This is a genomic window from Pseudomonas sp. NPDC096925 (assembly GCF_044762545.1).
Classification (GTDB): Bacteria; Pseudomonadota; Gammaproteobacteria; order Pseudomonadales; family Pseudomonadaceae; genus Aquipseudomonas.
The window spans coordinates 1-13,810 of sequence record NZ_JBIWEM010000010.1; the positions used below are offsets into that span (position 1 = coordinate 1).

The window sequence follows — 13,810 nt, forward strand, 5'->3', positions numbered from 1 at the left end:
GCTGATAATCTTTGTGACTATCAGTCCGTACTCACAAGCACCCACACGAATTGCTTGATTCGATTTGTTAAAGAGCGTTTGGTCAAGAGCTTTTCATCTCAACCGAGGCGCGCATTCTACGCTTTCCTCATTTGCTGTCAAGCGTTTATTTTGAAGTTTTTTGCGAGAAACTCGTTTGACTTCAAACACTTGACTCGCTGCGATCTCTCGTAGCGGGAGGCGAATAATACAGCGTTTAAAACCGCTGTCAACCTTCATCTCAACCGCCATCGATCATTTGATCGAAGCCCTTTCAGCACCTTCCGAATCGTCTAACTCGTTGAATATCAAGGAGTTTGTCGTTCCGTTGCCGCTGGAAGTGGGGCGCATTATAAGGGGATTCGGATGGGCGTCAACCTTTAATTTCAAGAAATTGAAATATAAGAGAAAAAGACCGTTTCAGGGCCACCAGGTGCTTGCCACAAGCCTTGCTGCGCCTGTGAGATCGAGCGCCGCGCGGGCGGCGCTCGATCTCACAGGCGCCAGAAGACTAAAGGCAGGCACATCTCGAATCCAACTCAATTTCATGACAGGCCCCAAACAGCCCCTCAAACCGCCTTCCCCTGCCTCCGAGCAAGCTTGGGAAGCACCCGCGAAACCACAGGAACCCGCAACGCCATTAACACAACACCAATAAAGGCATAAACAGCCCACTCCCGCAGATCCGAGCGCACGATCCACAGAAAATGCAGCAAACCCAACCCAAGTATCACGTACACCAACCGGTGCAGCTTCTTCCACCTCGCCCCCAACCGCCGCTGGCTATACCGATTCGAGGTAACCGCCAGGGCCAGCAACCCGAGAAACCCAAGCGCACCCACAATAATGTAAGGCCGCTTGCGCAACTCCACCGCCAACTGCCCCCAATCCAGCCCAAGGATAAAGAACAGATAAGCCAGGATGTGCAGCACGATATAGGCAAACACCCACAGACCCAGCTGCCGGCGCACCACGATCCAGCCAGACCAGCCCGTCAGTTTCTGCAGCGGGGTCATGCTCAAGGTAACCAGCAGAAAGGTCAGCGCCCCGAGCCCAAGGCGGTCCATCATGATCTTCCCGGGATCAGGCCCCAGCAGATTCATCGCTGCCTCATACAACCACCACACCGGGAACAGGCATCCCACGACAAAGATGGCCAGACGAAACCAGGGGTAACGCATCAATAGTTCTTCCGCAGATCGAGCCCGGTATACAGCGACGCCACTTCATCGGCATAGCCATTGAACATCTGGGTTTCCCGCACATTGGGACTGAACAGCCCGCTGGGCAGCCGCCGCTCGCGCGCCTGGCTCCAACGCGGGTGGTCGACCGTCGGGTTCACATTGGCATAGAAACCGTATTCATCCGGCGCCAACCCTTCCCAGGTGGTGCCGGGCTGGTCGGCCACCAGGCTGATACGCACGATCGACTTGATGCTCTTGAAACCATACTTCCACGGCACCACCAGCCGCAACGGCGCACCATTCTGACTGGGCAGCTCCCGGCCATACATCCCGACCGCCAGGATCGCCAACGGATGCATCGCCTCGTCCAGGCGCAAGCCTTCTCTATATGGCCAGTCGATCAAGGCGAACCCCGAGCGCTGCCCCGGCATGTGCTCCGGATCCTTCAGGGTTTCGAAGCGCACATAACGCGCCCTGGAAGTCGGCTCGACCTGCTTGAGCACCTGCGCCAACGGAAAGCCCAGCCACGGAATGACCATCGACCATGCCTCTACGCAACGCAGCCGGTAGATGCGCTCCTCAAGCTGGTACGGTTTGACGAAGTCCTCCAGCGCATAGCGCCCGGGCTTACCCACTTCACCATCGACCACAACGCTCCACGGTTCGGTTTTCAGGCTGTCGCCATTGGCCGCCGGGTCGCCCTTGTCGGGCCCGAACTCATAGAAGTTGTTGTAGTGGGTGGCATCCTTGAACGGCGTGATTGCCTCCCCCTTGACCGTTACTGCCTGCCATTGCGTGGCCGCGAGCTTTTCATTGAACCAGCCCGGCGCCTTGCCCGCCTCGACATCGGCGTAACGGCTGGCCTCGGCCGCGCGCGTCATGCCCGGCAAAGCGCCCAGGGCCAGGCCGGCCAACGAGCCACCCAGCAGGGTACGACGGGAGAGGTAGATGCCTTCGGGGGTGATCTCCGACGCCTTGCACTCGGAAGACCTGGGTAGCTTGATGAGCATGAGCGGCTCCACAGCACTGGATAACGGATGTACCAGTAAGACTATGGAGCCGGCGGGTTATTCCAGCATTAAATGATTGTCACGCTTTGCGACGACGTGCCTTCAGCAGGAACTGGATCGGCCCCGAAGCCGCATAGGCAAGGAAGATCAGCAGCAGGATACGCGGCGGGTCGCTGAACACCACGGCAAACACCAGCACCACGGCCAGGATCGCCACGAACGGCACACGGCCCTTGAGGTCCAGTTCCTTGAAGCTGTTGTACTTGATGTTGCTGACCATCAGCATGCCGGCAGCAGCCACCAGCAGTGCCACCAGGAACGACAGCTTGGAGCCCTGGATGCCGTAGTCACTGAACGCCCACACGGTACCCGCGACCACGCCCGCGGCAGCCGGGCTGGCCAGGCCGATGAAGTAGCGCTTGTCGGCGGTGCCGACCTGGGTATTGAAGCGTGCCAGGCGCAGTGCTGCACCGGCCACATAGATGAAGGCGACCATCCAGCCGACCTTGCCCATGTCGCCCAGCGCCCAGCCAAAGGCCAGCAAGGCCGGAGCCACACCAAAGGCGACCATGTCCGACAGCGAGTCGTACTCGGCACCAAAGGCGCTCTGGGTGTTGGTCATGCGCGCGACACGGCCGTCGAGGCCGTCGAGCACCATGGCCACGAAGATGGCGATGGCAGCAAAGGCAAAGTACTTGCTCGCCTCGCGCGGGTCACCGGCGCTCAGGGCGCTCTGCGCGCTCATCGAGCTGATGATGGAATAGAAACCGGCAAACAGGTTGGCGGTGGTAAACAGGTTGGGCAGCAGATAGATGCCGCGATGGCGCACCTTGCGCCCTTCGGCGTCATGCCCTTCTTCAACGTGCTCATCGACAGGTAGCAGGCTTTCGGCGTCGGAGGGCTTGTTCGGCTCTTCGGGACGTTCGCTCATGGAGGGTACCTTGCAACAGGATGGAAAATGTTCGACACGGGCCTGCAAAACAGGTTCTGACGGCAAGCCACTGGTCTGCTTTATACCAGAAGCTGACTGCCAGAACGAAAAAACGCGGCCGAAGCCGCGTTTTTCATCTTTCGACAAGACTTAGTTCTTGGTCTTGTCGACGATTTTGTTAGCCGAGATCCACGGCATCATCGAACGCAGTTGCTCGCCGATGATTTCGATGCCGTGAGCGGCGTTGTTACGGCGCTTGGCGGTCATCGATGGGTAGTTGGTAGCACCTTCGGAGATGAACATCTTCGCGTACTCGCCGTCCTGGATGCGCTTCAGGGCGTTGCGCATGGCCTTGCGGGATTCTTCGTTGATGACTTCCGGACCGGTTACGTACTCACCGTACTCGGCGTTGTTGGAGATCGAGTAGTTCATGTTGGCGATGCCGCCTTCGTACATGAGGTCAACGATCAGCTTCAGCTCGTGCAGGCACTCGAAGTAGGCCATTTCCGGCGCGTAGCCAGCTTCGACCAGGGTCTCGAAACCGGCCTTGACCAGCTCGACGGTACCGCCGCACAGAACGGCCTGCTCACCGAACAGGTCGGTCTCGGTCTCGTCCTTGAAGGTGGTTTCGATGATGCCGGTACGGCCGCCACCTACGCCCGAAGCGTAGGACAGGGCGACGTTCTTGGCGTTGCCCGAAGCGTCCTGGTAGATAGCGATCAGGTCAGGGATGCCGCCGCCTTTCACGAACTCGGAACGCACGGTGTGGCCAGGGGCTTTCGGCGCGATCATGATCACGTCGAGGTCGGCACGCGGAACGACCTGGTTGTAGTGGATCGAGAAGCCGTGGGAGAAGGCCAGGGTAGCGCCCTTCTTGATGTTCGGCTCGATTTCCTGCTTGTACAGCTGGCCCTGGAATTCGTCCGGGGTCAGGATCATGACCAGGTCGGCAGCAGCGACGGCAGAGGCAACGTCGGTCACTTTCAGGCCGTGGGCTTCTGCCTTGGCAACGGTGGCCGAACCTTTACGCAGACCGATGGTGACATCCACACCGGAGTCCTTCAGGTTGCACGCCTGAGCGTGGCCCTGGGAACCGTAACCGATGATGGCGACTTTCTTACCCTGGATGATGGAAAGGTCGCAGTCTTTATCGTAGAAAACTTTCATGAAAATACCCCTGGTTATATCTCGGCCCCTGCGGAGCCATCGCTAATTTTTGAATTTAGATGCTGAGCACTTTGTCGCCACGGGCAATGCCGGTAACGCCGCTGCGCACGGTTTCGAGAATCGATGCAGTGCCGATCGCCTGGATGAAGCTGTCCAGTTTGTCGCTGGTGCCGCTCAGCTGTACGGTGTACACGCTGGCGGTCACATCGACGATCTGGCCACGGAAGATATCCGTGGTGCGCTTGATCTCGGCGCGCTGGGCACCGGTGGCCTTGACCTTGACCAACATCAGTTCACGCTCGATATGAGCGCTTTCCGACAGGTCGACGAGCTTGACCACTTCGACCAGCTTGTTCAGGTTCTTGGTGATCTGTTCGATCACTTCGTCATGGCCAACGGTGGTCAGCGTCAGACGCGACAGGGTCGGGTCTTCGGTCGGCGCCACGGTCAGGCTTTCAATGTTGTAGTTACGCTGGGAGAACAGGCCGACCACACGGGACAACGCACCTGGTTCGTTTTCCAGCAGCAGGGAAATGATGTGCCGCATATCAGGTACGCTCCGTCTTGCTCAGCCACATGTCACGCATCGAGCCATCCTTGATCTGCATCGGATAGACGTGCTCACTGCGGTCAACCGCGATGTCGATGAACACCAGGCGGTCCTTCATCGCAAACGCTTCTTCCAGCTTCGGCTTGAGGTCCTTCAGGCTGGTGATGCGGATACCCACATGGCCATAGGCCTCGGCCAGCTTGATGAAGTCAGGCAGCGACTCGACGTACGAGTGCGAGTGACGACCGTTGTAGGCCATGTCCTGCCACTGGCGGACCATGCCCAACACACCGTTGTTCAGGTTGACGATCTTCACCGGCAGGCCGTACTGCATGCAGGTGGACAGCTCCTGGATGTTCATCTGGATGCTGCCTTCGCCGGTCACGCAAGCAACGTCCTGGTCCGGGAAGTTGAGCTTGACGCCCATCGCCGCCGGGAAGCCGAAGCCCATGGTGCCCAGGCCACCGGAGTTGATCCAGCGGTTCGGCTTGTTGAAGCGGTAGTACTGCGCCGCGAACATCTGGTGCTGGCCCACGTCGGAGGTGACGAAGGCATCGCCATTGGTCACTTCGCACAGGGTCTCGATGACTTTCTGCGGCTTGATGACATTACCGTCGCCCTTGTCGTAAGGGAACAGCTCGCCATTGCCACGCCATTCGTCGATCTGCTTCCACCAGGCATCCAGCGCCGCCTTGTCAGGCTGCTCGCCGATTTCCTTGAGGATGCCGAGCATTTCGCTGAGCACGCTGTCGACCGGGCCGACGATTGGCACATCGGCCTTGATCATCTTGGAGATCGACGCCGGGTCGATGTCGATGTGGATGATCTTGGCGTTCGGGCAGAACTTGGCCGGGCCGTTGACCACGCGGTCGTCAAAGCGGGCACCGACGGCGAAGATGACGTCGGCATGGTGCATGGCCATGTTGGCAGTGAAGCTGCCGTGCATGCCGAGCATGCCGAGGAACTGGCGGTCGGTACCCGGGAAGCCACCCAGACCCATCAGGGTATTGGTGACAGGCAGGTTCAGCGACTTGGCGATATCGGTCAGGGCTTCGGAGCCACCACCGAGAATCACGCCGCCACCGGAGTAGACGATCGGGCGCTTGGCCGCCAGCAGCATCTCGGCCGCCTTGCGGATCTGGCCGGAGTGGCCGCGTACCGCCGGGCTGTAGGAGCGCAGCTTGACCTTTTTCGGGTAGACGTATTCGAACTTCTCGGCCGGGTTGGTCATATCTTTTGGAATGTCGACCACGACCGGACCTGGGCGACCGGATTGCGCCAGGTAGAATGCTTTTTTCAGAACTTCGGGGATTTCGCTGGCATGTTTGATCATGAAGCTGTGCTTCACGATCGGCCGCGAAATACCGATCATGTCGGTTTCCTGGAAGGCATCGGTCCCCACCATGGTGCTAGGCACCTGGCCGGACAGAATGACCATCGGAATCGAATCCATGTAGGCGGTGGCAATACCGGTAATGGCATTGGTCGCGCCCGGGCCGGAGGTTACCAGCACCACGCCGGCCTTGCCGGTGGCGCGGGCGTAGCCGTCCGCCATATGGGTAGCTGCCTGCTCATGACGAACCAGGATGTGCTCGACTTCCGGTTCCTTGAACAGCGCGTCGTAAACATGCAGGAGAGCACCACCAGGGTACCCGTAGATGTGCTTAACGCCTTCGTCACGCAAGAAGCGGACGACCATCTCAGCGCCAGATAAAAGCTCCACGTTGTTCACCTCTAAAACGCCAGAATACCGCCCTCACTGGACGGGTCTTAATAGGTTTACTGCCAAGCAGAGCATGAGCGAACGTCAGCACTGACTGAGCAAGTATTGGGAGCGCCCCAGAGTGTTGCGGGGTTTTCCCACCCAGCGCGAGGTAACGCGTTGCGGGGTGTAACAGGTCGGCGCGGGTGTGCGCCTCATGATCTGCTTAGCGGGTCTGCTTCTGGCAGTCCCTCTACAGCGGAGATTGGATTCTTCTGATTCGGCGCCAACAAGTCAAGAAAAATTATTGCCAATTTTTCCCCAAGATGAATTCCTGCCACCACTAAAAATCGCTTCAGCAGCAGAATTAATAAGATTTCCATAAAAAAGGGCCACAATCTGCGGCCCTTGAAGGAAAAACTGAAGAAATCAGGCGGAAGGAGCAATCAATTGGTCAAATGCTGCCAACAGGCGGCGCAGCTCACGACTTTGCTCTGGCCGGTCGGTAAACACGGTTTCGGCCATGACCAGGATGCCGGAGGCGTTGGGCAGCGGCTGACCCAACTCGATGATGATCTTCATGCGCGGCAGGAAGATCCATTGCAGCCACTGCTCGAAACTGAGGGTATCGACAGCGAAAGGCACCGTACTGGCCAGTGCCTCATCGCTGGGTGGCTCGTCACCCCACCAGCCTTGCACCTGCAGTTCACGCTCGATCAGCATCAGGTGGTCGGCAATATCCAGAATACGCTGCTCGATCATCACGAATTGACCCGGGCCTTTTGCCGGGCCAGGGCGGCGCCAGCGCTGTCACCCTGCTTTTCGCGGGCCTGGGCGATGGTGTTCCACAGCTCGGCCTGCAGGCTCGGGCGGCCGTTGGCGTAAGTCAGGGCGCGACGCGCCAGCTGCTCGGCCTGCGGCGCATCACCTTGCGACAGGCGCACCTGGGCCAGGCGGTACAGCACCTGTGGCTCGCGCGGGGCAATGCGCTGGGCGCGCTCCAGGCTCGAGGCGGCACCGTTGAAGTCACCACTGCCCTGCTGCGTCTTCGCGGTAGTCAGCAGCGCCAGCACCGGGCCGTCCAGTTGCTCATCGGCCGACAGGCCACCCGCAGCAGCGCTGCTACGTGGGATACCGGTTGGCGCACTGGTGCTTTGCGAAGCGCTGTTCATCGCCGCGATGTCGAAGGGTTCGTCGGCGATCGGGTTGGGGTTGGTGGTCATCGGTGCCGAACCGACCGGCGCTGTAGTGATCGGTCCGGAGGTGATCGGCCCCGGGGTAATCGGCGAGGTGCTGATCGGCGCCGCGCCATTGGCCGCCGGGAACGTCTGGATGCCCGAAGCGCCAGCGCCCTGGGGGATCATCACGGTGACGCCGGAATCCTCAGGCAGCGTTTGCGCCTGCGCGGTGCCCGCGTTATAGCCACCCGCAGAGCGGTTGGCCGTCACGCGTTCACTGTTGGACACGCGGGTGCTCGAGTCGACCACCGGAATATTGCCGCGCGGGACGCTGGCGCACCCCTGGAGCACCGCCAGCGCCGTCACGGCAGGAAACAGCCACTTGTTCACGTCACACCTCATCAATGCAGCCTGTGCTTAATTCATCCAGCCCTTGACCCAGTCCATGACCGATTCAACTGGATCCTGCTCGCCGCCACAGGTCGCGCCGGCGGGCGGTTCACTGCCGCGAATATACGGCATCTGCACCGCTCCCGGACAGCTGCCATCAGACCCATGGCCACTGTATGGGTCGATCCAGGCCTGCACCACGTTATCCGGTTGCGGCATGTCCAGCGGCAGCGGGTCGGCCTTTTTCATGAAGCTGGTCCACACTTGCAGGGCACCGGTGGCGCCGGTAAATGGCGTTTTGCCGTTATCGTCACGGCCCATCCACACCACCGCCAGCAGGTCCTGGCTGAAGCCGGAGAACCAGCTGTCGCGCGAATCGTTACTGGTACCGGTCTTGCCCGCCAGGGTGAGGTTGCGCGGCAACGTGTTGTATACCGAGCGGCCGGTGCCCTCGCGCATCACCCGCTGCATGGCGTTCTGCACCAGGTAGATGGCCCCCGGGTCGAAGGTTTGCTGGATCTGGAACGGGTAGCGCTTGAGCGGCTCACCTTCGGCGGTGAGCACGCTGCGGATACCGCGCATCGGGGTGTTGAAGCCGCCGTTGGCGATGGTCTGGTACATGGTCGCGACCTGCATCGGCGACATGCCGCCGGCACCCAGCAGCATGGCCGGGAACGCCGGCCAGTCGACATTCACGCCCAGCCGGCCAATGGTCTTGATCACGTTGGGCACGCCCACTTCCAGGCCGATCTTGGCAGTCGACAGGTTGTAGGAGTTGGCCAGACCCTGATACAGATAGATGGTGCCATGCGGGCGGCGGTCATAGTTTTGCGGGCGCCAGACCTGGCCATCGGCACCTTTGACCGAGAACGGTTCGTCCTGCACCCAGCTGGTCAGGGTGTACTTGGTCGGTTGCTCCAGCGCGGTCAGGTACACCGCCGGCTTGACCAGCGAGCCGATCGGCCGCACGGCATCGATGGCGCGGTTGAAGCCGGCGAAGCCGGCCTGGCGGCTGCCGATCAGCGCCTGCACTTCACCGGTTTCCGGGTTGGTCACGACCATCGCCGACTCCACCTCGTCAGCGCCCTTGCGGCCCGCCAGGCGCTTGAAGGTCTCGCTCATCGAGGTTTCGGCCTTCATCTGCAGGATCGGGTCGAAGCTGGTGAAGATGCGCAGGCCTTCTTCGGTCAGGTCTTCATCGCGGTAGTCCTGGCGCAGCTGACGCTTGACCAGGTCGAGGAAGGCCGGGAACGAGCTGTCGGCCAGGCTGCCACGCTTGGTCACGCCCAGCGGCATCTTCTTCGCGGCATCGACTTCTGCCTGGCTGGCCACGCCCTGCTCGGCCACCAGATCGAGCACCAGGTTGCGGCGGGCCAGGGCGCGGTCAGGGTAGCGACGCGGGTTGTAGTAGGACGGCCCCTTGACCATGCCCACCAACAAGGCGATCTGGTGCAGTTTCAGCTCCGACAGCGGTTGGCTGAAGAAGAACTGGCTGGCAAGGCCGAAGCCGTGCACCGCACGCTGGCCATCCTGGCCGACGAACACCTCGTTGAGGTAGGCCTCGAGGATCTCGCGTTTGTCGTAGTGCAGTTCCAGCAGCACGGCCATCATCGCTTCGGTCAGCTTGCGGCTGAGGCTACGCTCGCTGGTGAGGTAGAAGTTCTTCACCAACTGCTGGGTCAGGGTACTGCCCCCCTGGCGCATGGAACCTGCCGAGGTGTTGACCCACATGGCGCGGGCGATGGACTTGGGCGACACCCCGAAGTGGCTGTAGAAGTCGCGGTCTTCCGTCGCCACCAGGGTTTCGAGCAGGTACGGCGGCACCTGGTCGATCTTGATCAGGATGCGGTCTTCGAGGTTTTTCGGGTAGATGCCGCCGATCATCAGCGGCTCCAGGCGCACTACGTCGAGCGTCTTGCCGTTGGCGCCGGAAAGGCCCGCCACGTAATCGCCGGAGAAGCGCACACGCACGAACTGCGCCGGCTCCATGCCCTCGTAGAACTGGAAGCCACGGGTATTGAGCTCGACGGTATTGCCGTTGACTGCCGCCGCCCCCGGGCCGTTGGCCGCGCTTTCACGCCGGTAACCGAGCGCGTCCAGCTCGGTGAGGAAGTCGTTCTTGCTCAGTTTCTGGCCGGTGAACAGTTCCAGCGGCCGGGCATACACCTTGGCCGGGATGGTCCAGCGCTTGCCGGAAAACTTCTCCTGGACGATGGCATCGAGGTAAACCGCGAAGCCGGCGACGATCACCAGGCCGACCAGGCTGAGCTTCAAAGCCCAGCCCAGCCAGGCGCGGGAGCGGCCGGTCGGGCGTTTCTGAGGGGTACGGGGATTTCGGGTTCGGGTCATGACGGCGGATTATACGCACTTTATAAAGGCTGGGCAGACGCCCCCGGCGGTAGGCAGGGACGGCACCATTGACCATAATGGCGCATTCGAATTCCCTGCCCCCGGAAGGATTTCCCGTGAGCCAAGCCCTTATCACTGCGTTGCAGAACCCAGCCCTGTACCCTCACCCCGTGGATGGGTTCCAGCTCATCGAGACGCATATCTCCTGGGTATTGCTCACCGGCGAGTATGCCTACAAGGTCAAGAAACCGATGAACTTCGGCTTCCTCGACTTCACCAGCCTGGACCAGCGCCAGCATTTCTGTAACGAGGAATTGCGCCTGAACCAGCGCCTGACCGACGGTCTGTACCTGGAAGTGTTGCCGATCACCGGCAGCGTTGACGCACCACAGATCGGTGGTGAAGGCGAAGCCATCGAATACGTGCTGAAGATGCGCCAGTTCCCCCAGGGGCAGATGCTCAACACCCTGCAGGCCAATGGCGAGCTGAATGCTGCGCACATCGACCAGATGGCCCGGCAGATCGCCGAATTCCATCTGCAGGCCCCGCGTGTGCCGGTGGAGCACCCACTGGGCACACCAGACAGCGTGATGGCGCCGGTGGAGCAGAACTTCGAGCAGATTCGCCCGTTCCTCAGCGACAAGGCCGACCTGCAACAGCTCGACGCCCTGCAGGCCTGGGCACGCAGCAGTTTCGAGCGCCTGCATGGCCTGCTGGAAAAGCGCAAGGCCAATGGTTTCATCCGTGAATGCCACGGTGACATCCACTTGGGCAACGCCACCCTGATCGATGGCAAGGTGGTGATCTTCGACTGCATCGAGTTCAACGAACCGTTCCGCCTGACCGACGTGTATGCCGACACCAGCTTCCTGGCCATGGACCTGGAAGACCGTGGCCTGAAATGCCTGGCCCGGCGCTTCATCAGCCAGTACCTGGAACTGACCGGCGACTACGAAGGCCTGGAACTGCTCAACTTCTACAAAGCCTACCGCGCGCTGGTGCGGGCCAAGGTGGCGCTGTTCAGCATGCCGGCCGATGCCGATGGCGTGCAGCGCGCCACCACCCTGCGCACCTACCGCAACTATGCCAACCTGGCAGAAAGCTACAGCGCCATCCCGTCGCGCCTGCTGGCCATTACCCACGGCGTTTCGGCAGTGGGCAAAAGCCACGTGGCCATGCGCATGGTCGAGGCCCTGGGTGCCGTCCGCGTGCGTTCGGACGTGGAGCGCAAGCGCCTGTTCGGCGAACAGCAGCAGGCTGACGCTGGTCAGCTGAGTACCGGCATCTATGACCAGGACGCCAGTGTCGCAACTTACCAGCGCCTGCACGAGGTGGCGGCGACCGTGCTGCGTGCCGGCTTCCCGGTGGTGCTGGATGCCACCTACCTCAAGCGTGAACAGCGCCAGGCCGCAGCGGACATCGCCAGCCAGACCGGGGTGCCGTTCCTGATCCTCGACTGCCATGCGCCGGATGCGGTCATCGCCAGCTGGCTGGAGCAGCGCCAGGCAGAAAACACCGACCCGTCGGATGCCACCCTGGAAGTGGTCAAGGCCCAGCAGGCCAGCCGTGAGCCGCTGGATGCACAGGAACTGGTGCAGAGCACCCGCGTCAATACCCAGAATGCCGGTAGCATGGACCAGGTGATCGAGCAGATTCGCCAGCGCCTGCCTGGCCTGTAAGCTCAGCGTTTTCCTGGGCCGACCTCTTCGCGAGTGAACCCGCTCCCACAAGGTTATCTGCAAGCCTCACGACTGACGCAGTACCTGTGGGAGCGGGCAAGCCCGCGAAGAGGCCGGCACAGGACATCTCGTCGCCCCCGATGGCAAAAGGCCGCGCATTTCCTAACCCCCGCTACACTCCTCTCTGACCTGCTCGCGATTTATCCCCCAATCCCCGTTCAGCCATCGCAAGGAGGCTCGATGAACGATGAATTGCAGCATCTGAAGAACCTTGGCAAGACCTCTGCGCAGTGGCTGCATGCAGCCGGCATCCACAGCGCATCGGATCTGCGCCGCCTGGGCGCGGTGGGTGCGTACCAGGCCGTGAAGACACGAGGGTTCCGCGCATCGAAGGTGCTGTTGTATGCCATTGAAGGCGCCCTGCTGGACATGCACTGGAACGATTTGCCGCTCGAACGCAAAGAAGCGCTCAACCAACAACTGGATGCGAAAAGCCCTGCGCAAAAAAATAAAAAATAATCACAGGAAAGGGATTGACGCCGAAATGAGAATCGTTATGATTATCACAACTGGTCGCGAGACTGGTTGGATAAGCTAAGAGCCCCTGGTTCGGACTCTCAGATTATCTCCTCATCAGGCTAATCACGGTTATTGACCCGGCAATTTGCCGGGTCTTTTTTTGCCCTTTGCAGCCCTGTCACCGCAGTTGCGCACAATAGTCCTGCTCCGGCATCGCTGCTGTGTACCACACATAATCAGCCTCGCCCGTGTCGACCTGCTCACCCACCTCGGCCAGCAGCAGTACCTTGCTCTCCCCTTGTGCTTGCAGGTCAGCCAGGTGCAACGGCCCCCCCAGGTCCTTGCGCACGTGATAAGCCCCGGCCAACAGCAGTGCCGGCTGCGGCGCCGCCAGCAAGCGCTCGGCCATGCGCCGGTCGCGCTGCTGCTGCACGGCCAGCATTGCCGGCAACTGGCTTTCTGGCAGCATCCCGCAATGCCCGACGCGCACCTGCTCCAGCAGGGCGGCCTTGACCGCCGGCGCATTGGACCGTTCGCCCGGTAACGAAGGCGGCTGTCGATAGGCCTGGCGCATCTCGCCGGGTGAGAGGTTGGCGGCCAGCAAAGGCACCCGCTGCTGCAAGGCTTCAGTCACGATTGGCCCGTACAGCTGCCAATCCCAGCCATCCTGCCAGGCCAGGGCCTTGGGCAGGTCTGCCGGCAAAGGTTGCCCCGCGAGCTTGTCCAGCAGCGGTTGCTGCTCGGGCTGCAGCATTTCCAGCAGCAGGCTGCCCTGCGCGCGCTGGCCTTGCAAGGCGCGCAGCAGCCACAGCTGCAGCGCGTGATGGTCGGGGTTGTCGTGTTTCTCGCCGACCAGCACCCGGGGGGCGGCAGACAGGTGCTGCACCAGCTGCTCAGGGCTGATCAGCTGGCCACTGGCAAGATCAACGATATGTCCCAGCTCGGCATGGCTGCGCCCTTCACTGCTCTGCCAAGCGGGCAGCGGTGGCAGGCTGGCCTGGCAGCCACCCAGTACCAGTACCAGGCCCAGCGAGAAAGCGGACAGCAGCGGATGTCGCATTGGGCAGTACCTCCATGTCATTCAACAATGTATAGGCCTGCACCAGCTCTTGTGGGAGCGCACGCCTCGGCGT

12 protein-coding genes are annotated in these 13,810 nt (G+C 61.1%); 2 read left to right on the forward strand and 10 right to left on the reverse strand.

From position 1 onward, the window contains the following. Positions 1-587 precede the first annotated feature (587 nt). From msrQ to mrcB, 9 genes are all read right to left on the reverse strand, one after another. Positions 588-1,199, reverse strand: coding sequence for a protein-methionine-sulfoxide reductase heme-binding subunit MsrQ (gene msrQ / locus ACIQYU_RS23135; protein ID WP_207834435.1), 612 nt, complete (start codon positions 1,197-1,199; stop codon positions 588-590). Continuing rightward, entirely contained in the window at positions 1,199-2,212 is a 1,014-nt protein-coding gene (msrP, locus tag ACIQYU_RS23140) for a protein-methionine-sulfoxide reductase catalytic subunit MsrP (protein WP_207834433.1), read from the reverse strand. The genes msrQ and msrP overlap by 1 nt, the downstream gene beginning before the upstream one ends. A 79-nt stretch (positions 2,213-2,291) precedes the next feature. Continuing rightward, a complete protein-coding gene (pssA, locus tag ACIQYU_RS23145) occupies positions 2,292-3,143 on the reverse strand; it encodes a CDP-diacylglycerol--serine O-phosphatidyltransferase (protein WP_003250045.1) in 852 nt (283 codons plus the stop codon). Between the two features lie 150 nt (positions 3,144-3,293). After that, positions 3,294-4,310 (reverse strand): ketol-acid reductoisomerase, encoded by a 1,017-nt coding sequence (gene ilvC, locus ACIQYU_RS23150; RefSeq protein ID WP_013974255.1) that lies wholly within the window; start codon positions 4,308-4,310, stop codon positions 3,294-3,296. A gap of 55 nt (positions 4,311-4,365) precedes the next feature. Beyond that, a complete protein-coding gene (ilvN, locus tag ACIQYU_RS23155; RefSeq protein WP_003250040.1) occupies positions 4,366-4,857 on the reverse strand; it encodes an acetolactate synthase small subunit in 492 nt (163 codons plus the stop codon). Between the two features lies 1 nt (position 4,858). Next, a complete protein-coding gene (locus tag ACIQYU_RS23160) occupies positions 4,859-6,583 on the reverse strand; it encodes an acetolactate synthase 3 large subunit (protein ID WP_207834424.1) in 1,725 nt (574 codons plus the stop codon). Between the two features lie 408 nt (positions 6,584-6,991). Then, positions 6,992-7,324 carry a YqcC family protein gene (locus tag ACIQYU_RS23165; protein WP_207834413.1) on the reverse strand — a complete coding sequence of 111 codons (333 nt, stop codon included), beginning with the start codon at positions 7,322-7,324 and terminating at the stop codon, positions 6,992-6,994. Next, positions 7,324-8,142, reverse strand: coding sequence for a M48 family metallopeptidase (locus ACIQYU_RS23170; protein ID WP_267955817.1), 819 nt, complete (start codon positions 8,140-8,142; stop codon positions 7,324-7,326). Before ACIQYU_RS23170 ends, ACIQYU_RS23165 begins: the two co-directional genes overlap by 1 nt. 15 nt (positions 8,143-8,157) lie before the next feature. After that, positions 8,158-10,479 carry a penicillin-binding protein 1B gene (mrcB, locus tag ACIQYU_RS23175; protein ID WP_063911765.1) on the reverse strand — a complete coding sequence of 774 codons (2,322 nt, stop codon included), beginning with the start codon at positions 10,477-10,479 and terminating at the stop codon, positions 8,158-8,160. Between the two features lie 116 nt (positions 10,480-10,595). Here mrcB and ACIQYU_RS23180 point away from each other — a divergent pair, with 116 nt between their 5' ends. Beyond that, positions 10,596-12,158, forward strand: coding sequence for a bifunctional aminoglycoside phosphotransferase/ATP-binding protein (locus ACIQYU_RS23180; protein ID WP_333956867.1), 1,563 nt, complete (start codon positions 10,596-10,598; stop codon positions 12,156-12,158). A gap of 240 nt (positions 12,159-12,398) precedes the next feature. After that, positions 12,399-12,677, forward strand: a complete 279-nt coding sequence (locus ACIQYU_RS23185; RefSeq protein ID WP_207834408.1) for a TfoX/Sxy family protein — start codon at positions 12,399-12,401, stop codon at positions 12,675-12,677. Between the two features lie 178 nt (positions 12,678-12,855). Here ACIQYU_RS23185 and ACIQYU_RS23190 read toward each other — a convergent pair whose 3' ends face one another. Beyond that, the gene (locus tag ACIQYU_RS23190) at positions 12,856-13,737 is read right to left on the reverse strand and encodes a ChaN family lipoprotein (RefSeq protein ID WP_402802393.1); all 882 of its coding nucleotides are present in this window, start codon (positions 13,735-13,737) and stop codon (positions 12,856-12,858) included. Between the last annotated feature and the right edge of the window lie 73 nt (positions 13,738-13,810).

What these genes read in the sequence shown, in the direction of transcription:
- mrcB (WP_063911765.1), bottom strand. Translation starts at nt 10,479, where the DNA reads ATGACCCGAACCCGAAATCCCCGTACCCCTCAGAAACGCCCGACCGGC.
- msrP (WP_207834433.1), bottom strand. Translation starts at nt 2,212, where the DNA reads ATGCTCATCAAGCTACCCAGGTCTTCCGAGTGCAAGGCGTCGGAGATC.
- ACIQYU_RS23190 (WP_402802393.1), bottom strand. Translation starts at nt 13,737, where the DNA reads ATGCGACATCCGCTGCTGTCCGCTTTCTCGCTGGGCCTGGTACTGGTA.
- ilvN (WP_003250040.1), bottom strand. Translation starts at nt 4,857, where the DNA reads ATGCGGCACATCATTTCCCTGCTGCTGGAAAACGAACCAGGTGCGTTG.
- ACIQYU_RS23170 (WP_267955817.1), bottom strand. Translation starts at nt 8,142, where the DNA reads ATGAGGTGTGACGTGAACAAGTGGCTGTTTCCTGCCGTGACGGCGCTG.
- ACIQYU_RS23185 (WP_207834408.1), top strand. Translation starts at nt 12,399, where the DNA reads ATGAACGATGAATTGCAGCATCTGAAGAACCTTGGCAAGACCTCTGCG.
- ilvC (WP_013974255.1), bottom strand. Translation starts at nt 4,310, where the DNA reads ATGAAAGTTTTCTACGATAAAGACTGCGACCTTTCCATCATCCAGGGT.
- pssA (WP_003250045.1), bottom strand. Translation starts at nt 3,143, where the DNA reads ATGAGCGAACGTCCCGAAGAGCCGAACAAGCCCTCCGACGCCGAAAGC.
- ACIQYU_RS23165 (WP_207834413.1), bottom strand. Translation starts at nt 7,324, where the DNA reads ATGATCGAGCAGCGTATTCTGGATATTGCCGACCACCTGATGCTGATC.
- msrQ (WP_207834435.1), bottom strand. Translation starts at nt 1,199, where the DNA reads ATGCGTTACCCCTGGTTTCGTCTGGCCATCTTTGTCGTGGGATGCCTG.